This window comes from Acidimicrobiales bacterium, from assembly GCA_036491125.1.
Taxonomy (GTDB): domain Bacteria; phylum Actinomycetota; class Acidimicrobiia; order Acidimicrobiales; family AC-9; genus AC-9.
Map to the genome: position 1 here is coordinate 39,730 of DASXCO010000017.1, position 20,376 is coordinate 60,105.

Annotated in this window: 15 protein-coding genes; 8 read left to right on the forward strand and 7 right to left on the reverse strand. The window is 69.4% G+C overall.

Features of this window, described 5'->3' with window-relative positions:
• Positions 1–3 precede the first annotated feature (3 nt).
• Positions 4–1,302 carry an acyl-CoA dehydrogenase family protein gene (locus VGF64_01255; protein ID HEY1633357.1) on the reverse strand — a complete coding sequence of 433 codons (1,299 nt, stop codon included), beginning with the start codon at positions 1,300–1,302 and terminating at the stop codon, positions 4–6.
• 92 nt (positions 1,303–1,394) lie between these two features.
• On the reverse strand, positions 1,395–4,220 hold the full coding sequence (locus VGF64_01260; GenBank protein ID HEY1633358.1) for an AAA family ATPase: 2,826 nt from the start codon (positions 4,218–4,220) through the stop codon (positions 1,395–1,397).
• Positions 4,221–4,467: 247 nt separating this feature from the next.
• On the opposite strand from VGF64_01260, the gene VGF64_01265 reads away from it, so the two are divergent.
• The 5 genes from VGF64_01265 to VGF64_01285 all read left to right on the forward strand — a co-directional run bounded on the left by VGF64_01265 (position 4,468) and on the right by VGF64_01285 (position 9,372).
• Positions 4,468–5,280 carry an ABC transporter ATP-binding protein gene (locus VGF64_01265; protein ID HEY1633359.1) on the forward strand — a complete coding sequence of 271 codons (813 nt, stop codon included), beginning with the start codon at positions 4,468–4,470 and terminating at the stop codon, positions 5,278–5,280.
• The gene (locus VGF64_01270) at positions 5,273–5,980 is read left to right on the forward strand and encodes an ABC transporter ATP-binding protein (GenBank protein HEY1633360.1); all 708 of its coding nucleotides are present in this window, start codon (positions 5,273–5,275) and stop codon (positions 5,978–5,980) included. Before VGF64_01265 ends, VGF64_01270 begins: the two co-directional genes overlap by 8 nt.
• A gap of 48 nt (positions 5,981–6,028) precedes the next feature.
• On the forward strand, positions 6,029–6,907 hold the full coding sequence (locus VGF64_01275) for a branched-chain amino acid ABC transporter permease (GenBank protein HEY1633361.1): 879 nt from the start codon (positions 6,029–6,031) through the stop codon (positions 6,905–6,907).
• Between the two features lie 3 nt (positions 6,908–6,910).
• Positions 6,911–7,972, forward strand: a complete 1,062-nt coding sequence (locus VGF64_01280; GenBank protein ID HEY1633362.1) for a branched-chain amino acid ABC transporter permease — start codon at positions 6,911–6,913, stop codon at positions 7,970–7,972.
• A gap of 86 nt (positions 7,973–8,058) precedes the next feature.
• Positions 8,059–9,372: an ABC transporter substrate-binding protein gene (locus tag VGF64_01285; GenBank protein HEY1633363.1), complete on the forward strand. Its 1,314-nt coding sequence runs from the start codon at positions 8,059–8,061 to the stop codon at positions 9,370–9,372.
• Between the two features lie 48 nt (positions 9,373–9,420).
• Here the strand turns inward: VGF64_01285 and ugpC are convergent, their stop codons facing one another.
• The 5 genes from ugpC to VGF64_01310 all read right to left on the reverse strand — a co-directional run bounded on the left by ugpC (position 9,421) and on the right by VGF64_01310 (position 17,505).
• A complete protein-coding gene (gene ugpC / locus VGF64_01290) occupies positions 9,421–10,608 on the reverse strand; it encodes a sn-glycerol-3-phosphate ABC transporter ATP-binding protein UgpC (protein ID HEY1633364.1) in 1,188 nt (395 codons plus the stop codon).
• A gap of 37 nt (positions 10,609–10,645) precedes the next feature.
• Positions 10,646–11,557: a carbohydrate ABC transporter permease gene (locus VGF64_01295; protein ID HEY1633365.1), complete on the reverse strand. Its 912-nt coding sequence runs from the start codon at positions 11,555–11,557 to the stop codon at positions 10,646–10,648.
• 18 nt (positions 11,558–11,575) lie between these two features.
• The gene (locus VGF64_01300) at positions 11,576–12,526 is read right to left on the reverse strand and encodes a sugar ABC transporter permease (protein HEY1633366.1); all 951 of its coding nucleotides are present in this window, start codon (positions 12,524–12,526) and stop codon (positions 11,576–11,578) included.
• 24 nt (positions 12,527–12,550) lie between these two features.
• Complete coding sequence (locus tag VGF64_01305) at positions 12,551–13,828, reverse strand: extracellular solute-binding protein (GenBank protein HEY1633367.1); 1,278 nt, start codon at positions 13,826–13,828, stop codon at positions 12,551–12,553.
• Between the two features lie 227 nt (positions 13,829–14,055).
• Positions 14,056–17,505, reverse strand: coding sequence for an error-prone DNA polymerase (locus tag VGF64_01310; GenBank protein HEY1633368.1), 3,450 nt, complete (start codon positions 17,503–17,505; stop codon positions 14,056–14,058).
• 108 nt (positions 17,506–17,613) lie between these two features.
• On the opposite strand from VGF64_01310, the gene VGF64_01315 reads away from it, so the two are divergent.
• From VGF64_01315 to VGF64_01325, 3 genes are read left to right on the forward strand one after another with little or no spacing between them, the layout of a single operon-like run.
• The gene (locus tag VGF64_01315; GenBank protein ID HEY1633369.1) at positions 17,614–18,873 is read left to right on the forward strand and encodes an ABC transporter substrate-binding protein; all 1,260 of its coding nucleotides are present in this window, start codon (positions 17,614–17,616) and stop codon (positions 18,871–18,873) included.
• A complete protein-coding gene (locus VGF64_01320; protein ID HEY1633370.1) occupies positions 18,870–19,478 on the forward strand; it encodes a CPBP family intramembrane glutamic endopeptidase in 609 nt (202 codons plus the stop codon). The genes VGF64_01315 and VGF64_01320 overlap by 4 nt, the downstream gene beginning before the upstream one ends.
• Positions 19,475–20,179: a hypothetical protein gene (locus VGF64_01325; GenBank protein HEY1633371.1), complete on the forward strand. Its 705-nt coding sequence runs from the start codon at positions 19,475–19,477 to the stop codon at positions 20,177–20,179. Before VGF64_01320 ends, VGF64_01325 begins: the two co-directional genes overlap by 4 nt.
• Positions 20,180–20,376: the final 197 nt, after the last annotated feature.

Below are 20,376 nucleotides of genomic sequence, written 5' to 3' on the forward strand. Positions count from 1 at the left end.
GTGCTACAGGTCGGCGGTCGCCCGGTCCAGGTACTTGGCGAACCGGCGGGTCGCGTCCTCCCGGCGGGTGGGCACGTGCTCGGTCGGCACGTCGACGGGCTTGTAGCCCTTGAGCACCTGTCGGGCGACGGTCACCCGATGCACCTCGTCGGGTCCGTCGTAGATGCGAGCAGCTCGGGCGGCCCGGTACATGTGCTCGAGCGGGAGGTCGGTCGAGAACCCCAGCGAGCCGTGGACCTGGATGGCGCGGTCGATCACGTTGTAGAGCACCTGGGCCCCGTAGTACTTGATCATGGCGATCTCGACCCGGGCGGCCGCCGGTCCCGATGCATCCATCTTCCAGGCCGCGTGCAGCGTCATGAGGCGGGCGGCGGTCATCTCCGCGAGGGAGTCGGCCACCCAGTTCTGGATCGTCTGCTTCTCCGACAGGTGCGAACCGTGGGTGTAGCGCGACACCGCCCGCTCGCACATCATGTCGAAGGCCCGGCGGGACTGCCCGAGCCACCGCATGCAGTGGTGGATGCGTCCTGGCCCGAGGCGCTTCTGGGCCAGCACGAAGCCCTCGCCCTCGTTGCCGACCAGGTTCTCCGCCGGGACCCGTACGTCGCGGTAGAGGACCTCGGCGTGCCCGCCGTAGAGACCGAAGCTCTCCTCGGGGTGCTCCATCGTCGGGATGTCCCGCACGATGTCCACTCCGGGCGTGTCGGCGGGGACGAGGATCATGGAGCTGCCCTGGTACGGATGGACGTCCGGATTGGTGACGGCCATGACGATGAGGAAGTCGGCGACCGAGGCGTTGGAGCTGAACCACTTGTGGCCGTTGATCACCCACTCGTCGCCGTCGCGCACGGCCGAGGTCCGCAGCAGCGTCGGATCGGCGCCCGCACCGGGCTCGGTCATGGAGAAGGAGCTGTGGAGGGCCCCGTCGAGCAGCGGTTTGAGCCACCGGTCGCGCTGTTCCTCCCGTCCGCTGGACTCGATGCCGACAGCCAGCAGCTCGGCGTTGCCCGAGTCCGGGGCGTTGTTGCCGAACACGAAGGGAGCGAAGGGCGACTGTCCGAGGATCTCGTGCATGAGGCCCAGCTTCACCTGGCCGAAACCACCACCACCGAGCTCGGGGGGCAGGTGCGAAGCCCACAGGCCTCGCTCCTTCACCTGCGCCTGGAGGGGCCGCACCGCCTCGATGAAGGCGTCGTGATCGAGGCTGATCGTCTCGAAGGGAAAGATCTCGTCGCGCACGAACGTGCGCATCCAGTCGAGCTGCCGCTCGAACTCCGGCTCGGTCGAGAAGTCCCAGGCCATCGTTCTCCTCCCTCGCAGGCGTCGAGGTCTCCTGCGTCGAGCAGCCTACTCAGGGGGTCGGCAGCGCACGGTCCCTCGGCTGTGGTCCTCGCTCAGCCGACTCGGCGTGAGCCCTCGACTGAGGGTCGCGTTGTCGTCATCAGCTGGCGCCGGGAGCGGATCCCCAGCTTGGCGTAGGCGTGCTGAAGATGCGTCTCGACGGTCCTCACCGAGATCGACAGCTGCTTGGCGATGGTCTCGTTGCTGGCGCCTCCGGTGGCCAGTCGCGCCACCCGCTCCTCCGACGGCGTGAGGGCCCGACGCCCACCGACGGGGCGGCGCCTACGGCCTCCGGCCGCTCCCAGCTCGCCCCTGGCTCCCGCCGCCAGCCACCCGGCGTTGAGGGCTTCGGCGCGTTCGACCGCTTCGGCGAGCACCGGCCTGGCTCGAGCCGGCTGACCGTGGTGACGCAGGAAGCTGCCGTAGTCGAGCAGGGTCCGGGCCCGCTCGATGGGCATGGGGAGTCCTTCGTGCAGGGCGAGGGCGGCTTCGTACTGAGCCTCGGCCTCATCGATGCGGCCCGTGCTCGTGAGCAGTGCGGCCCGACCCGTGGCAGCGGCAAGGAGGGGCCACCGGCACGGGAGGGTGCTGGCGGCGCGCTCCAGCCAGCGGATCAGGCGCCGGGCGTCTTTCACCCTGCCACAGAGGGCGTAGCTCGCCAGCGCGTCGCGCGCCCACGGGACGATGCACGGCTCACCGATGCCCATGGCGGTCGAGAGCTCCTCGACCCTGCCGTAGAGCTGACATGCCTCCTCGATGTCGCCCTCCCCGAGGTGCCGCGCGCCTCGCACGTGCCACAACCACAACAGCGCGTGTTGCTCTCCCCCGGCGATCGCTGCGGGCTCGGCCTGCGCGCAGCAGGCGTCGGCGTCCTCGAGCCGACCCAGCTGCAGCAGGATGTACGCGCGGCGGGCGAGAGCGAACGGGGTGTTGATCGGTTTGTCCCCCGCGCGTTCGCCGCCCCCGACGGCAACGCGGGCCTCATGCAGGCGCCCCAAGCGAGTCAGGCTGTCGGAGTGGATGATGCCGAGAGCGGCCAGGGCGGGCCCGTCACCGGTCTGCTCCGCATTCGAACGAGCCACCTCGACGACCCGCTCGGCCTCGGAGAAGCGCTCGGTCCAGGTGGCCACGCCGGCATACGAGGACAGCACGAAGTTTCTCCAGCGCCGACTCCTCGGACCGCTGAGCGCGGTGTTCTCGACGATCCGGACCTGCTGCTCGAGGGCGCTCACGCCGGATCCGTTGCCTGAACGCAGGCCGGCGAAGCCCCATGCCGCCTCGACGCGGTCGCGGAGCTCGTCGTTGACCCCGCTCACGAGGTGACGGGCCTGGACCGTGAGATCGAGGGCCCGCTGGGGACTATCGGTCGCCCAACAGGCAACGGCTCGATCGAGCAGCGTCTCGACCGCCAGCTCGGGATCCCCCTCCTCGCCGGTCGCGGAGGCTTCTCGGAAGCTGGCCTCCGCCCGCGCATGGGCGCCCATGCTGAAGTGCGCCCAGCCGATGAGGCGCAGCGCCCGCGATTGGAAGTGGTCGGTCATCGCGCTCGCCTCGGACATGACACCTTCGAGGACCGCAATCGCCTCGCGTGGCTGCCCGACGATAAGCAACGCCTCGGCGAGCGTGAGCCGCAGTGACACCTCGGCGTTACCCGCGGCCAGGTTGACCGCGGCGCCGAGGTGCTCGACGGCCGTGGACGCCGCGCCCGTCGCCAGCGCCGAACGGCCCAGCCGCTCGAACAGGGCGATCGCTTCGGGGTCACCGAACAGCTGCCCCCTGATGGCCTGCTCGGAGATCCCCGGCTCGTACAGGCCCCGCCGCGACAGGGCGCGAAACGCCCGTGCGTGAAGCTGGGCCCGCACCGGGGGCGCCATGCCGTCGTACAGCGCCTGTCGAAAGAGCGGGTGGGTCAGCTGGGCCAGCCCTTCGCCGGCGTCGATGGCCAGCCCGGAGTTCCACAGCGCCTCGAAGCAGCGCTCGGATTCGCGGTCGTCGATGCCAGCCACCTCTGCGGCCATGGATGGTCGGAAGCGCTCACCAAAGATGCTCGCGACCTCGAGCAAATGGAGCGCGACACGATCCACGCCGGCAAAGCGATACGGGGTGATCGTTCTGTCATCATGATCGGATATGACCGCGACACCTCCGTTGTCATCCGACCCTTGTCCGATCGTCCGCCCCAGCCGGTCGAGGAGAAACGGGTTGCCGGCGCACTGGCGGACCGCGGCGGTGGCAACCGGCACCGGCACCTCTCGCCCCGCCCGCTCAGCGACCAGAGCCTGAGCCCCTCGCTCGCCGAGCGGCTCCAGCCACCGGTAGCTCCCATGGCCGGCGCGCACCAGGCCCACGCACGCCTCCTTCGCCGCGGGTGGCCACGGTCGGAGCGCAGCGATCACCCCCAACGGCGCGGTGGCGATGCGACGGCAGATGAACCCGAGCAGATCGAGGGAGTCCCCATCGGCCCAGTGGCAATCGTCGAGCAGCAGCAACGACGGCTGTTCCAGCCGCTCGAGCCAACGAATGGCCTGGTGGACCTGCGACACTCGATCAGGTGAGGCGGTATCTCCCGGCCGCGCGTCATCGATCTCGTCCATCGCGCCCCGTACGAAGCCGAAGGGCTCGACGGCCTCGCCTGGCTCTCCGACCCTCGCACCGATCCGGACGTCATGCCCGGCGTTCTCACGGGCCAGGTCCAGGAGGGCGCTCTTGCCCAACCCGGCCTCACCGACGATGAAGAGCGAGTCGCCGCGGCCCTTCCTCGCCTCCTCGAGCAGGTGGGCGATCGCCGCCGTGGCTCCGTCCCGCTCCCAGATCCCGGGGGCTCGTTCGTCTTGTGATGCCGCCCCCAGGTGGTCACCGATGTATTGCGTGGATTCCACCTCCCCCCCGTGGAGATCCAGGTTGATTCCAATTGGCGGCGCCGCCGTCCATTTGGCCCTGATCTCCGCGTCCTCCCTCCAGCACTCATTGTTATGCCGGTGCTGTAACTTCTGCAACCGACGGTTTCCCCACGCTTCGGGGCGGAGTGGACCAATCGGGCGGGGGATAAAATCCGACGCGTGTCATCCCCCGCCTCCCCCTAGCCACCTGGTCAGGGCCTCTCCCGCGGCGTGAGAGAATCGCCCGATGGCCTCTGGAGTCGGCCTGTCCGTACTGGAGGTGACCGTCCAGTTCGGCGGCCTCACCGCCCTGGACGCCGTGTCTCTCGAAGTTGAGACGGGCGAGGTCGTCGGGGTCATCGGCCCCAACGGGGCGGGCAAGACGACCCTTTTCAACGTGATTTGCGGCTTTGTGCGACCGAGCCACGGACACCTCGAGTATCGCGGCCAGCGGATCCGCCCCCGCCCGTCCCGACTGCGCACCCTCGGCATCGCCCGGACCCTTCAGAGCGTCGGCCTCTGGCAGGGGTTGAGCGTCATCGAGAACGTCATGGTCGGGAGCTCGGGGGGACGGTGGGGGGGCTTCGCCTCTTCCCTGCTCGGACTCCCGCCTTCGGATCACCGCGACCGCGCCGTCCGCGCTAGGGCGATGGAGCTCTTGGACGAGCTCGGGATCGCTGAGACAGCAGACCGGTATCCGGGTGCGCTCGCCTATGCCGTCCAGAAACGGGTGGCACTGGCGCGAGCCCTGATGACCGAGCCCACACTGCTGTTGCTCGACGAGCCGGCGAGCGGCCTCTCCGATGCCGAGATGAAGACATTGGGCGATCGTCTGCGGGCTCTCGGCCAACGCATGGGCGTTCTCCTCGTCGAGCACCACATGGATCTCGTCATGTCGGTGTGCGACCGCATCGTGGTGCTCGACTTCGGCCGGGTCATCGCCACGGGCAGCCCCGAGCGGATCCGATCCGACCCGGCCGTCACCGAGGCCTACCTCGGCGAGGAGATCAGCGACGACAGCGCGTCCGACACCGCCACCAGGTCCGACGAGCATGCTTGAGATCCGCGATCTGTCGACGGCCTACGGCCCCGTCCTGGCCCTCGACAAAGTGTCGTTCGACGTCGCAGACGGCACCATCACCGCCGTCCTGGGGGCCAACGGGGCGGGAAAGACGACGCTGCTCCGCACCATCAGCGGCCTGGTACGCCCGAAAGAAGGGTCGGTGACCTACGGGGGCCGCGACCTCACCCGCATGAGCGTCGAGGACATCGTGCGCCTCGGCATCGCCCACGTCCCCGAGGGAAGGGGCGTGATCCAGGAGCTGACCGTCGAGGAGAACCTGCGACTCGGATCCCTGTGGAGACGCGACCGGGGTGACCGGTACCGCGCCCTCGACGAGGTCTACGAGCTCTTCCCGCCGCTGGCGGGGCGCCGGAGTCAATCGGCGTTCACACTCTCGGGCGGCGAGCGCCAGATGCTGGCCCTCGGCCGGGCCCTCATGGCCAGACCGCGGGCACTCCTCCTGGACGAGCCGTCACTGGGGCTGGCGCCGCTGGTGACCGCCCAGATCATGGGCCGCCTCCGCCAGCTGACCCAGGGGACCGAGATGACCATCCTGCTCGTCGAGCAGAACGCCCGCAGCGCCCTGTCGATCGCCGACCAGGCCGTGGTGCTGTCCCTCGGCCGAGTCGTGCTCCTCGACCAGGCCAGCGCCGTCGCCGGGAACGCCGAGCTCCGTCATCACTACCTCGGCTTCTGAGGGGGGATAAAGAAGACGACCGACCCGCGCCAGTGACTGGAGGCTGACATGCACCGTTTCGTGTCCTTCACCCTCGACGGGATCACGAACGGCATGATCTACGCCGCCGTCGCCATGGCCCTGGTGCTGATCTGGCGGGCCACCCGGATCGTCAACTTCGCCCAGGGGGCGATGGCCATGGTGACGACCTACGTGGCCGTCAGCCTCGTCGACCGGCACGTCTCCTACTGGTTCGCCTTCACGGTGGCGCTCGTCGCCGGGCTGGTGCTCGGGGCCCTGGTGGAGAGGACGCTCATCCGTCCCGTGGAGAACAAGTCGCCCCTCGTCCACATCATCGTCACCCTGGGCCTGCTCGTCGCCTTGGAGGCGGGTGCGGGGTTGATCTGGGGCGGACGGTTCCGGTCGTTCCCGGCTCCGTTCTCTATCGTCGGGCTCAAGGTGGGACGAAGCCAGATCGCGCTGTCGCCGTTCGACATCTTCACCATCGCTGCCGTGGTCGTCGTCATGGTCGGCTTGCTCGTGCTCTTCCATCGAACGGCGGTGGGACTGCGCATGCGGGCGGCCGCCTTCGAGCCCGAGGTGGCCCGACTCCTCGGGGTGCGCGTCGGACGGGTGCTCACCCTGGGCTGGGCCCTGGCGGCCCTGGCCGGCTCGCTGGCCGGCCTCCTGGTGGCGCCCAAGCTGTTCCTCTATCCCAACAACATGGACGCCGTCCTCGTCTTCGGGTTCACGGCCGCCATCCTGGGCGGCCTCGACAGCCCCGTCGGCGCCCTGGTGGGTGGGCTCGTCATCGGGCTCTCGCTGAGCTACGTCGGCGGCTACCTGGGCTCCGACACCGAGTCGATCGGCGCCTTCGTGATCCTGATCGTCGTCCTGATGGTCCGGCCCGGCGGCCTGTTCACCCGCGTCAACCCGAGGAGGGTGTGAGCCATGACGACACCCACGGACCGCCGCGCCGCCGCCCCGACGCCGGTGAACCGACGGCCACCCGACTGGCTGCGGCTGCCGCGTCAGACGCTTCTCCGCCACCTCCTGCTCGCCGTCGTCGTGGGCCTGTTGCTGTTCTGGCTCAGCGACAACGTCGGCGCCTTCACCGACCTCCAGCTCAGCAACGTGGCCGCCTACGCCATCGCCCTGGCGGGGCTCACCGTGCTGACGGGGCACAACGGCCAGCTCTCGCTCGGCCACGGTGCCTTCATCGCCATCGGCGCCTACAGCACCGGGCTGATCCTCGAGCACACCTCCCTGCCCATCATCGTCGTGATCCTCGCCGCCATGGGCGTGACGGCGGTCGCCGGCGCCATCGTCGGGATCGCCGCAGCCCGCCTGCGAGGTCCCTACCTGGCGGGCGCCACGCTGGCCCTGGCCGTCGCGCTCCCGTCGGTGGCCATCAAGTGGTCGTCGATATTCGGTGGCGAGCAGGGCATCACCGTGAATCCCCTGGCCCCTCCGACCTCGCTCGGCCTGGCCTTCCCACCGGAGCGCTGGGTCGCCTGGCTCGCCCTGTTGGCGGCCCTGATCGTGCTCGTGCTGCTCGCCAATCTTCTGCGGAGCCGGGTCGGACGTTCATTCCGGGCGGTGCGGGACGACGAGATCGCTGCGTCCCTGGCGGGGGTGCACGTCGCCCGGACCCAGGTGCTCGCCTTCGTCGTCAGCGCCGCCTGCGCCGGGGTGGCCGGAGCCTTCTTCGCCTTCAACGTGCAGCTCGTCGCGCCCGCCGGATTCCCGCTGACGCTGTCGATCGCCCTGGTGACGGGCATCGTCGTGGGCGGGATCGGGAGCCTCGTGGGCGCCGTGTGGGGCGGCATCCTGCTCGTGTACCTGAACCAGGAGGCCACCGACCTGGCCAAGCACTTCCACGTCTCGGCTGCGGCAGGCGCCAACGGGGCCCTGCTCGCCTACGGGGTGCTGCTGATCGCGGTGATGCTGGTCTTCCCCGACGGGATCCAGGGGGGAGTTCGCCGGCTGGTGAGGTTAGTAACGAGACAGTAACGGTGATATTACGATCAGGTGCCAGTGACAAACTGCCACTTGCCGGTGCGCAGCGCCGACGGGTCTCGCTGGTGAAAGAAGGGGCCATGAGCCAGACCGGTCAGGGTCGTGTTCGAGTCGGGTTCAGGCGAGCGATGGCACCAGTGGTGGTGGCGTGTGTCATCGCCCTCGTCGCCGCGGCCTGCGGGGGCGGGTCATCGAACTCCTCTACGTCCTCCTCGGGTGGCGGCGGCGCCAACACCGCCTCGGCCACGGGGATCACCGCCACCAACATCACCATCGGCAGCCACCAGCCCCTCACCGGGGTGGCCGCCCCCGGCTACGACGAGATCGCGCCGTCCTCGAAGGCGCTGTTCGACGACGTGAACGCCCACGGCGGCGTGAACGGCCGCAAGATCACGTACACCTACCAGGACGACGCCTACAACCCGACCCAGACCGCCACGGTCGTGCGCAGTCTCGTCCTCCAGGACAACGTCTTCGGCATCTTCAACGGGCTGGGCACGCCGACCCACCTCGCCGTGCAGCAGTTCCTCAACACCGAACGGGTGCCCGACCTGTTCGTGGCCTCGGGTTGCGACTGCTGGAACAACCCGAGCAAGTTCCCCTACACCTCCGGTTACCAGACCGACTACACCGTCGAGGGCAAGATCACCGGCCAGTACATCAAGAACAACTTCGCCGGGAAGAAGGTCGGCTACCTCTACCAGAACGATGACTTCGGCCAGGGCGGGGTCCAGGGCCTCGATCAGCAGATCCCCAAGTCGTCGGTCGTGAGCCGCCAGAACTACGTGCCGACCAACCTCGACGTCGGACCCCAGGTGGCCGCCCTCCAGTCTTCCGGTGCCGAGGTGGCCGTGCTCTACACCGTTCCTCCCTTCACCGCCCTCACCCTCGCGGCGGCGGCGAAGATCGGGTACCACCCGCAGTGGGTGACATCGAGCGTGAGCGCCGACCCGACCACGCTGAGCGGGCTGCTGAAGGGCTCGTCGATGCTCGAGGGGCTCGTCACGAGCTCGTACCTGCCCTCGACATCGGACACGTCCAACCCCTGGGTCCAGACCTTCAAGCGGATCCACGACCAGTACGTCCCCAACCTGCCCTTCGACGGCAACACGCTCTTCGGGATGGGGGTGGCGTACACATTCGTGAAGCTCATGCAGCAGGCCGGCACCAACCCGACCCGCCAGAGCGTCATCAGCGCCCTGAAGACCGCCAACCTGGCCGGCCCCGGCCTCGTCCCGCTCAACTACTCCTCCGCATCGGGCTACACGGGAGTGCAGATGGGCAGCATCCACGGGGGCCAGCTGACCTTGAGCGGCCCCCGCTACACGGCAACCGACAACGGGCCGATCGGGACCTTCAACGGCGCCCAGCCCGCCCCGCCACCCAACCTGTAGCCAAGCAGCTGCGTCTTCGCTGCTCCCGATCTGTGCGGGCCGGTCACCTCAGCGACGAATAGCTCGTCCGTCAGTTGGGTCAAAGAAATGAAGGCGTTCGCTCGCGACCCGCATCGAGATCGTCGTCCCGACCTCCACAGCGGTGCGGGGCCCAAAGCGTGCCGTGCCACCGACGCCCGCGAGGTGTGGGGCGATGTCGCTCGCGTCCTCGACCGCCGACCTCGTCCCCTCGACCTCGAAGATTGGAAGGCCGAGGTCGAAGTGGACGAGTGATTCGCTACCGAGCGACTCGACCAGCAGCACGTCGGCCTTCAGGCGATCACCCTCCGACCCTGACGCTCCATCCTCCTCACTCAGGTCCTCGGGGCGAATGCCCACGACGACGCGCCGGTCCTTGTAGGCCCGCAAGCCCGGACGCTCCGGCAGGGCCGTGGCGGGCAGGTCCAGGACCTGACCACCGAGGTCGATCGAGGCCTGACCGTCTCCCGACGTGACGAGGCTCCCTTCGTAGAGGTTCATCGAGGGCGATCCGATGAAGGCGCCGACGAAGAGGCTGTCCGGATCGTCGTAGAGGGCCTGAGGGCTGTCGACCTGCTCGAGGAGGCCGGCCCGCATGACCGCCACCCGGTCGCCCATCGTCATTGCCTCGGTCTGGTCGTGTGTGACATAGCAGGTCGTGACGCCCACCCTGCGCTGCAGCCGGGCCACCTCGGCCCGCATCTGCACCCTGAGCTTGGCGTCGAGGTTCGAGAGCGGCTCGTCCATGAGGAACACGCTCGGTTCGCGCACGATGGCGCGGCCCATGGCGACCCGCTGCCGCTGCCCACCCGACAACTGGCTCGGCTTGCGGTCGAGCAGCTGCTCCAGGCCCAGGAGCTTCCCAGCCTCGCTCACCCGCCGGTGGATCTCTTCCTTCGGCACATGGTGGAGCTGTAGGGGGAACCCGATATTCGCGCCCACCGTCATGTGCGGGTAGAGGGCATAGTTCTGAAAGACCATGGCGATGTCACGGTCCTTCGGAGCCAGCTCGGTGACGGTCCTGTCCCCGATCCGGATGGCGCCCGAGGTGACCTCCTCCAAGCCGGCGACCATCCGTAGAGCCGTGGTCTTGCCGCATCCGGACGGACCGACCAGGACCATGAACTCGCCGTCCTCGATCGAGAGACTGAGATCGGAGACGGCGTGTGTGCCATTCGGGTACACCTTCGACACGCGATCCAACTGCACCACGCTCATGTCGCGGACCTCCTGGCTGACACGGGCTGTCGCGGGCTCACCTGAGCGCTCCTGCCGTCAGGCCCGAGACGATTCGTCGTTGGGCGAACAGCACGAGGAGAGCGATGGGAACGGTGACGATGACCACCGCTGCGTCGATTCTGTTGTACATGACCTGGAATGCGTTCTGGGTCTGGCCCAGGTTCACGATGGCCAGCGGGGCGGTGAACTTGCTCGGCGTCTGCAGAAAGGACAAAGCAAATGCGAAGTCGTTCCAGGCGAGGATGAACGACAGGATGGCGGCGGTGAACACCCCGGGGACGGCGACGGGCACGACGACCCTCCAGAGGGCCTTGAGCCGGGTGGCCCCGTCGACGAGGGCGGCCTCCTCGAGGTCGGGCGGGATCTGGGCGAAGAAGTTCTTCAGCAGCCAGGTGGCGATGGGGAGCGTGTACACGAGGTAGGTGAGGATGAGCGGATAGATCGAGTCGAGAAAGCCGAGATGGCGGTACAGGAGGAAGAGCGGACCGACCATGGCCAGGACGGGGAAGAACGCGGCGGCGAGGATGAAGGCGAGGATGGGACCGCTGGGGATGCGCAGCCGGGCGAGGGCGTAGCCGGCCAGCGACCCGAAGACGACCGAGACCGCCGTGGTGGCGAGGGCCACGATGGCGCTGTTCAGCAGCGGGCGGGCGAAGTCCGCCTGCGTGAAGGCCTGGGTGTAGTTGGAGAAGGTCAGGTGGGACGGCAGCAGGCTGGTGGTCCCGCTCGAGAACTCGGCCGACGTCTCGAGCGAGGTCCGTACGATCCAGTAGAACGGGAAGAGCGACACGGCCAGCACGATGAGCACCGCGAGCCAGAACCCGACCTGGACCAAGCTCGGCCGCCGTCGTCGTCGGTGGCGGAGGGGCCCCTCCGCCGATTCGGGAGGACCCGGTTCGGGGCGCTCGAGGACTTCTGTCTCAGCCATGGCGCGCCCGCTCCCTCCTCATGTGCTCGGCCGGACCAGGCGCGTGAGGATGCCGGCGATCACGAGCGAGAGCACCACCAGGCTGATCGAGATGGCGCCGCCGAAACCGAAGTCGGTATCGACCAGGAACGCGTGATAGTTGAGGTACGAGAGAGTCTCGGTCGTGTTGCCGGGTCCACCGCCGGTCATGATGAAGATCACGTCGAAGATCAGAAACGCCTGGATGGCGCGGAAGACAAGGGCCACCACCAGGGCAGGCTTCAGGAGAGGCAGTGTGAGCCTTCGGAAGGACTGCCAGGCGCTGGCTCCGTCGATCCGGGCCGCCTCGTAGATGTCCTCGGGGATCACCTGGAGTCCGGCCAGCAGGATGATGGCCATGAACGGCACGTTCTTCCAGGCGTCAGCCACCAGGATCGCCGCCCACGACGTCCACTCGCCCGCCAGCCACGTCGTGTGGGCGCCCGGGAGATGGAAGATGCCGAGCAGGTAGTCGACGAAGCCGTTGCGTTGATCGAACATCGTCTTCCACAGCAGGGCCGACACCACGGTCGGGACCGCCCACGGAATCAGGACCGCCGCCCGCACCAGTCCCCGGCCCCGGAACGCTTTGTGCAGCACGAGGGCGAGGCCGATTGCGACGACTGTCTCGAACGCGACCGACACCACCATGAACCCGACGGTCCGCGTCAGCGAGCCCAGGAAGTCCGACGATGAGGAGAACAGCTTGCTGTAATTGCTCAGCCCACTGAAGGAGTGGGCCTGAGCCGCGTTGGTCAGGTTCTCATGGTGGAAGGAGTTCCAGAGGTTGTAGACGAGGGGGTATCCGGTCACCGCCAGCAGCGACAGCACCGCGGGGGCCACGAGGAGATACCCGAGCCGCCTGTCGGCCCTGGCTCGATCCGATCCGCCCCCGGGGGCCCACGTCAGCCTGAGCCGTTTTCCCAGTGATGGCGCTGCGGTTGTCGTCATGAGTCGAGCGTCATCGACGGATCGTCAGGCCAGCGGCTTGACCTGGCCTGCTGCCGTGGACAAGGCGCTGCTGGGCGAGGTCAGGTTCGACACCACGGAGGAGATCATCGTCTGGAGGTTGGTGGAGATCTGCGGGTAGTTGGGCGTGACGGGGCGGGGGACGACCACCTTCGCGAGCGTCTGGACCTGCTGGAAGTACGGCGCCTGGCTGAACAGGGCCTGGTTGTACGAGGCCTGCAGGGCGGGTGGGTCACCAGTCGAGATGGCCCGCTGTTGCTGGACCTGGGGGCTCTCGAGGTACTGGATGAACTGCCACGCCGCCGCCTGGTGCGAGCTCTTGGCGTTGAGGGCCAGCATCTCGCCGCCGAGTGCCGCCTGCTGGGTCCCCGTCGAGGAGGGGAAGGCCGTGAAGCCGATCTTGCTGACCGGTACTGCTGAGCCGGCCTTGGCGGCGGCCCCGAAGACGAACGGGTAGTTGATGGCGAAGGGCGTCTGCCCCGAGGTGAAGGCCTGCTGGACTTCGCCCTCCTGCCAGCCCGTCACCGCCTGAGGGGCGATCTTGCTGGAGTAGATCGTGTCGTGCTCGAACTGCAGGGCCTGCTGGTTCTGCGGGGTGTTGAGGTTGCTGGGGTTGAGCTGGCCGCCGAAGCCGCCCTGGAACACCATGTATGCGGTGATCGCGCCTTCGAACTTGTCGGCCGGGAAGGCCAGTCCCTCCTTGAGCGAGGGGTCTCTCTGTGTGGCCGCCTGAGCCATCTGAACGAGCTGGGCGGGCGTGGTCGGGGGCGTCGGTATCAGATCGGTGCGGTAGAAGAGGCCCTCGGGATTGATGAACCAGGGGATGGCGTAGGTCTTGCCCTGGTACTGGCCCGCCTTGACCTGGCCGGGAAAGAAGGCGGACAGGTCCGTCCCGTACTTGTCGAGAGGGGCGATCCAACCCGCCTTGGCGAAGGTAGCCGGGTAGGTGACGTCGGACTCGATCACGTCAGGGGTGCTCGACCCGGCGATGAAGCGCTGCTGGATCTGCTGTAGGAACTGCGTCGAATTGGAAGACAGGGCCAGGAGCTGGATGTGGATGTTGGGGTGGAGCTTCTGGAAGTCGTTGGCGGCGGCCTGTGTGGCCTGTCCTTCGGTCCCCAATCCCGCAGAGGCGAACACCACGGTCTGGTTCGCGTTCGCCGGGCTCTGCGCGCCGCTGGAGCTTCCACTGCCGCAGGCAGCGGCCACGAGGGCTAGTCCGGCCACTGCCCCGCCGAGCCGCCACCGCCGTGCTCGGCGAGCTGGCGCGGGAGATGCGTTCATCTCAACCCCCTTGTTGAGCACCGCCGTGCTCTTCCCCCAGACACCGCGGATCCTTGTTTTTCGATCGAGTTGCGATCACAGGTCCGGCCGTCGTCGGCCTGTCCCATCTCGCCACTCACTTGTCTCCCGCTGCCCCTGGAGGACGCGGTCCGTATGGTGAACGCCGGATAACTACCCCGTGGCGTCTCGCACTATGCCACCGGGGCCCGGGGCGCCGTCGCCCGCCGTCAACGAAAATCCCGTGACGGGGTCGACGAGCCGACGATGAGCGACAGAGGGGAGATGCGGTCGGCGACCACGTTGACGACCCCTTCGACACGCTCCAGGCGGCCACGGACGAGCAGGGCGGGCGCCGACCGGGCCGCCTGGCGGTAACGGCTCCAGGCGCCTTTCGAGCAGACGACGTTGATGAGACCGGTCTCGTCCTCCAGGTTCAAGAAGGTCGTGCCCCCGGCCGTCGCCGGGCGTTGGCGGTGGGTGACCACGCCGCCGACCAGGACCCGGCTGTCGGGCTCGGCACGGGCGAGCCCCGCTGCCGTCGTCGCGCCCCACGCGTCGAGCTGGTCGCGGACGAGCTCGATGGGATCGCCGGTGGGTGACATCCCCGTGGCCCACAGGTCGGCGGCCATCTCCTCCGCCGTCGTCATGTCGGGCAGGGCGGGAGCCCGGGCTCCGACCACCACCCCATCAAGGCGATCGGGGGTGGCCTGAGACACGGCCCCCGCGGCCCACAGCCCCTCCCGGCGCGTTCGATCGGGGAGGGCACCCGCAGTCGCCAACGCCTCCAGCTGCGCCCGGGACACGCCCGTGCGCCGCACCAGGTCCTCCATGTCGGCATAGGGCCGGCCGGCGGCGATGCGCTCCGCCATCTCCAGCCCGATGGTGCGCACGTACTCGAGACCGAGCCGCACGGCCGGTCGATCCGGCTCGACAGCAAGCCGCTCCGTCCCCAAGCCCGCCTCCCGGGCCGGCTCCAACGTGGCCTGGGCCGGGCTGGCGTTGACATCGGCCCGCCGCACCTCCACGCCGTGGCGGCGGGCGTCGGCCACCAACGTCTTGGGCGACCAGAAGCCCATGGGCTGGGCATTGAGCAAGGCGGCACAAAAGGCTGCCGGAAAGTGGTGCTTGATCCACGCGCTGGCATAGACCAGGTAGGCGAAGGACACCGAGTGGCTCTCGGGGAAGCCGAAGTTGGCGAAGGCGGCCAGCTTCTCGTAGATGGCGTCGGCGACGTCTCCGGTGATGCCCCGCGCCGCCATCCCCTCGTAGAGTCGGGCCCGCAGCCGTTCCATGCGCTCGCCGGAGCGCTTCGAGCCCATGGCCTGGCGCAGCTGGTCCGACTCGGCGCCGGTGAAACCGGCCACGTCGATGGCCATCTGCATGAGCTGCTCCTGGAACAGGGGCACCCCGAGGGTCTTCTCCAACGACGGCTCGAGCAGCGGATGCAGGTAGGTCGCCGGCTCGAGCCCGTTGCGCCGGCGGATATAGGGATGAACCGATCCACCCTGGATGGGACCCGGCCTGATGAGGGCCACCTCCACCACGAGGTCGTAGAAGTGGCGGGGCTTGAGCCTGGGCAGGGTGGCCATCTGGGCCCGACTCTCGACCTGGAAGACACCCACGGTGTCGGCCCGGCACAGCATGTCGTAGACCGCGTCCTCCTGGGGGAGCTCGGCCAGGTCGACCTCCACCCCGTGGTGGTCGCGGACCAGGTCGATGGCCCGGTGGATGGCGTTGAGCATCCCCAGACCCAGCAGGTCGAACTTCACCAGGCCGACGGCGGCGCAGTCGTCCTTGTCCCACTGCAGGACGCTGCGGCCTTCCATGCGCGCCCATTCCACCGGGCACACCTCGACCACGGGCCGGTCGCAGATGACCATGCCGCCCGAGTGGATGCCGAGGTGGCGGGGGAAGTTCTCCACCTGAGCAGCCAGCCCCATGACCGGCTCGGGGATGTCGTGGGCCGACCGGCCGTCCGGACCCACGGCGCCGGCCGTGGCCTCGAGTGGACCCCACCGTTCGATCTGCTTGGACCAGGCGTCCAGCTGGCCGGACGCGTGGCCAAGGGCCTTGCCCATGTCGCGCACGGCCGAGCGGGCCCGGTAGGTGATGACGTTGGCGACCTGGGCGGCGTTGTGGCGGCCGTAGCGCTCGTACACGTGCTGGATGGCCTCCTCGCGCCGATCGCTCTCGATGTCGATGTCGATGTCCGGAGGACCGTCGCGTTCGGGGGAGAGGAAGCGCTCGAACAGCAGGCCCAGCGAGACGGCGTCGGCGTTGGTGATGCCGAGGGCGTAGCAGACCGCCGAGTTGGCAGCCGACCCCCGCCCTTGACAGAGGATGCCCCGCCGCCGGCAGAACTCCACGATGTCCCACACCACGAGGAAGTAGCCGGGAAAACCCAGCCCCTCGATGACCGACAGCTCGCGATCCAGCTGCGCGTAGGCACCCGGCACCCGCTCGGCGCCCCGAGGACCGTAACGACGCGCCGCTCCCCGCTCGGTCAGCTCGACCAGCCAGCTCATCTCGGAATGACCCGGCGGCACCGGGAAGTCGGGCAATCGGGGGGCGACCAGCCGCAGGTCGAACGCGCACTCCCTTCCCAGCTCGGCGGCCCGCTCCACCACGCCGGGATAGCGGGCGAACCGCCGGGCCTGCTCCCTCCCCGAGCGCAGGTGGGCGCCGGCTGCCGCCGGCAGCCATCCCTCGATCTCGTCCAGCGATCGCCGGGCCCGCACCGCAGCCAGGGCGGTGGCCAGACCCCGCCGGGCGGGGGTGGCGTAGTGCACATTGTTGGTGGCGATCAGCTCCACGCCGTGGGCCAGGGCCAGGTTGGCCAGGGCGTCGTTGCGGGCGGTGTCCAGCGGGTCGCCGTGGTCCCACAGCTCCACCGCCAGGTTGCCGCGGCCAAAGGCGTCTGCCAGCCGACCCAGGGCCCGCCCCGCCGCCGTGGGGCCCGATTGGACCAGCGCCGTCGGGACCTCACCTTTGCGACAGCCGGTGAGCACCATCCAGTGATCCCCGTGGGCCTCGGCCAGGGTGGTCAGGGACACGATCGGCTGGCCCTTCTCCCCCCCGGCCAGGTGGGCCTCGCTGACGACCCGGCACAGCCGGGCGTACCCCTCGGGGTCGCGGGCCAGCACGACGAGATGGTGGCCCTCGGGATCGGCGGCGGCCTGGCGGTGGCCCATGGTGCCGGCGGGACCAGGACGGCGGCCCTTGGGTCGTCCCCCGGTCTGCGGTGCTGGTCGAGCCAGGTCGAGGGTGAGCTCGGTCCCGAAGACGGCGGGCACACCGAGCGCCTCGGCGGCCTCGGCGAAGCGGACCACCCCGTACATGCCGTCGTGATCGGTGAGGGCCAGCGCCTCCAGGCCGAGCCGGTCGGCCTCCTCGACCAGCTCCTCGGGGTGCGACGCTCCGTCCAGGAAGCTGAAGTTCGAGTGGCAGTGCAGCTCGGCGTAGGGAATCGGGGCGTCGCTCCGCCGCCGCTTCGCGCCGGTGGCACTACTTCCGGGGCCGGCCTCCCGGGACGGCTGCGGGGGGTGGTAGGGCTGGCGCTTGCGGGACCAGGCCGGGCTGTCGCCTCCGTCGGCGTGGTCCGGGCGGTTGGGCGGCCGGCCGTCGGACAACCGGCGCTCGAGCTCGGACCAGGGGATCGGAGGGTTGCGCCAACCCATACGCCAACCCTAGGGCGGTCCGCCTCCGGAGTCGAACGTGCGTTCGATGCGGGCGCTTCGGGTAAACCTACCTCGTCCCTGCCCGGAACTTGGCGAAATGAGAAGCCTGTGCTGCGACTCGTCCGGCGCCCACTTGCCGTCAGCGTGATCCTCGCCGGCCTCTCCTGGGGCCTGGCCGCGTGCGGCCAATCCCCCCCGACACTGCGCCTCGGCGCCGTCTTCCCGCTGCACGGATCGCAGGCCCCCTCGGCGACCGAGGAGTGGCGGGGCGTGAAGATCGCCGCCGACCTCGTCAACCAGGACGGCGGAGTGAGGGGTCAGCGCATCGCCCTGGACGTGCGAGACCTCGAGACACGAGAGGGCGCCGCCAAGGCCGTCGCTTCATTGCACGACGACGGCGTCCCGCTGGTGCTCGGCGCCTACTCGTCGCAGCTGTCGATCCCGGCTGCGGTCGCGGCCTCGGACTCTCGCCTCGTCTACTGGGAAGCGGGAGCCGTCGCCGATCGCGTCACCGGGCAGGGCTCGCCCTGGGTGTTCCGAGTGGGGGCGACGGGCTCGAACCTCGGCACCAACTCGGCCCGCTTCGCCGCCACGCAGCTGGTGCCGCGCCTCGGGCTGGCGCCGTCGCAGACGCGCGTGGCGGTCGTCTGGGAGAACGACGCCTACGGGCAGTCGGTGGCCGACGCCGCCGTCACAACGGCTCAGTCGTCCGGCCTCCAGGTAGTCGGCCGCACGGCGTACGACGCCTACAAGCCCGACTGGCCCTCGGTGATGGCACAGGTGGCCGCGGCTCACCCGGACGTGCTCGTCCTGGCCTCCTATATCCCCGACGGCGAGGGCTTCCGCCGGGCCATGCTGGCCGAGCACGTCCGGGTGGGGGCCATGATCGGCTCCAGCATGGCCGAGTGCATGAGCAACTTCGGCGACGACCTCGGTCCACAGGCCGTCGGGGTGTTCGCGTCAGACCGCCCGGGCGGCGGCTTCAACCCAGGCGCCCTGGGCTCGATCGGGGCACGTGACTACGCGCGCTTCGCCGCCGCCTGGAAGGCCCAGACCGGCGACGCCACGCCAGACGAGGAGGCGTTGGCCGGGTTCAGCGCCGCCTGGGCCTTGTTCCATTACGTCCTGCCCAAGGCCCACACGTTCAGTCCCCGCGACATCGCCGCCGCCGCCCGGCAGACGATGCTGGCCGAGGGCGAGCTACCCAACGGCGCCGGGCTCCATTTCGCCAATGACCGATCTCGCGAGGGGCAGAACCTTCTCGCCGCCGCCGTCATCTGGCAGTGGCAGGCCGTGGGCCACAGCGTCGTCGTCTGGCCGCCCGCCTACGCCACGGGCGCGCCGGCCATGGTGCCGCTGCCGGCGTGAGCCAGCCCGGGAGGCTGGCCCAAGGGCAGAGCGTTGTCGCCCGCCGGCGCACGAACGCCGGCGCGCTGCTCGTCGTCCTGGGCGCGGCGCTCGTGCTGCGCCTTGTCGTCGCCGGGGCAGCCGGCGCCGCGTCGGAGCTCGGCGCGGCGCTGTTCGCCGTGCTGTTGATTTGCGCTGCGGCCGCAGCGGGGTGGCGCCCTGATCGCCTGCGGCTGAGCGGCCTGGCTTGGGGAGTCCTGGGCGCCGTGGGCCTCGTGGCGGGGCCGGTGCTGCTGCGGCTGGCCGGACCGCACCCGGCGCTGCAGGCGGCGGATGGGTTTCCGCTCTGGGCCGTGATCGTGACCGGCGTTGCCCTCGGCGAGGAGCTGCTGCTGCGCGGCGCCCTCTTCGCCGCCGTCGACGAGGCCGTGGGCGTGAAGACGGCGCTCGTCGTCACGACCATCGTCTTCGCTCTCGTGCACGTCCCGCTGTACGGGATGCACGCGCTGCCGCTCGACCTGGCCGTCGGTCTGTGGCTCGGTGGGCTGCGCGTCGTGAGTGGCGGGGTCACGGCGCCGGCGACGGCGCACGTGGTCGCCGACCTGGCCGGCTGGTGGCTCTGGTGACCCGCGTCAAGGTCGGGCTGGGGGCGCTCGTAGTAGCGGCGACGTTGCTCGTTGTCTTCTGGACCACCCGGGGGTGGGACGCCGGTCCGCCGATCTACGACGGGCTTCCGCTCCAGACCGAGCCCTACCGGTACCTGCAGCCCGCGCCCGGACAGGCCACCACCGCGCCCCCGACCTCGGCCTCAGTGAACGTCAAGCCGTCGAACCAGGGTCTGCCGTTCATCGCCAACACCAACGAGTCGCCGCCTCAGGCCGAGCTGCAAGCCGATCCCACTGCCTTCGCCATACCGCCGTCGGTGCAGAACCTGACGATCACGATCACTCCCGTTCCCCCGGCCGCGCCGATCCCGAACGGCCGGCTCGACGGCAACTCCTATCGCATGTCGGTCCTGCTGCCGGGAGGCGTTCCCGTCGCCGTCCTGCCGGGCAAGCACGTCACCGTGTTCCTGCGCGGCACCGGCGCCAGCGGCAAAACGGTCATGGACCGCTTCAGCGCCGGCCGCTGGTCTCAGTTGCCGACCCAGGTCCCGGGCGCCGGCTTCCACAGCGCCGACTCCGACCAGCTCGGTGACTTCACCCTGGTGCTGCTGCCCGGAGGCGCCGGCGGGCTGAGCGGCGGGGTCCGCGCCGCCATCGTCGTGGCGGCGGTCCTGGTGGTGATTGGTCTACTCCTCTTCGCGGTGCGGCGGCTCCGTCATTGACTAGGGAGATCCGTCGTCGACGCTGCGTTGCTCGTCGGTGCCGGGGTTGGTCACGGCTGGGGTCCTGCCAGCCCCGCCGCGTACCGTAGTGTCGACTACCTGCTCATGGTCTCCCCCACCCTGATCCTCGCCCACGCCTTCGGGGCTCGCTACGACCTTCCGGTTCCGCTCTACCTCTTCGTCCTGGGTGGTGCCGC

What these genes read in the sequence shown, in the direction of transcription:
- VGF64_01255 (HEY1633357.1), bottom strand. Translation starts at nt 1,302, where the DNA reads ATGGCCTGGGACTTCTCGACCGAGCCGGAGTTCGAGCGGCAGCTCGAC.
- VGF64_01265 (HEY1633359.1), top strand. Translation starts at nt 4,468, where the DNA reads ATGGCCTCTGGAGTCGGCCTGTCCGTACTGGAGGTGACCGTCCAGTTC.
- VGF64_01270 (HEY1633360.1), top strand. Translation starts at nt 5,273, where the DNA reads ATGCTTGAGATCCGCGATCTGTCGACGGCCTACGGCCCCGTCCTGGCC.
- VGF64_01275 (HEY1633361.1), top strand. Translation starts at nt 6,029, where the DNA reads ATGCACCGTTTCGTGTCCTTCACCCTCGACGGGATCACGAACGGCATG.
- VGF64_01280 (HEY1633362.1), top strand. Translation starts at nt 6,911, where the DNA reads ATGACGACACCCACGGACCGCCGCGCCGCCGCCCCGACGCCGGTGAAC.
- VGF64_01285 (HEY1633363.1), top strand. Translation starts at nt 8,059, where the DNA reads ATGAGCCAGACCGGTCAGGGTCGTGTTCGAGTCGGGTTCAGGCGAGCG.
- ugpC (HEY1633364.1), bottom strand. Translation starts at nt 10,608, where the DNA reads ATGAGCGTGGTGCAGTTGGATCGCGTGTCGAAGGTGTACCCGAATGGC.
- VGF64_01295 (HEY1633365.1), bottom strand. Translation starts at nt 11,557, where the DNA reads ATGGCTGAGACAGAAGTCCTCGAGCGCCCCGAACCGGGTCCTCCCGAA.
- VGF64_01300 (HEY1633366.1), bottom strand. Translation starts at nt 12,526, where the DNA reads ATGACGACAACCGCAGCGCCATCACTGGGAAAACGGCTCAGGCTGACG.
- VGF64_01305 (HEY1633367.1), bottom strand. Translation starts at nt 13,828, where the DNA reads ATGAACGCATCTCCCGCGCCAGCTCGCCGAGCACGGCGGTGGCGGCTC.
- VGF64_01310 (HEY1633368.1), bottom strand. Translation starts at nt 17,505, where the DNA reads ATGGGTTGGCGCAACCCTCCGATCCCCTGGTCCGAGCTCGAGCGCCGG.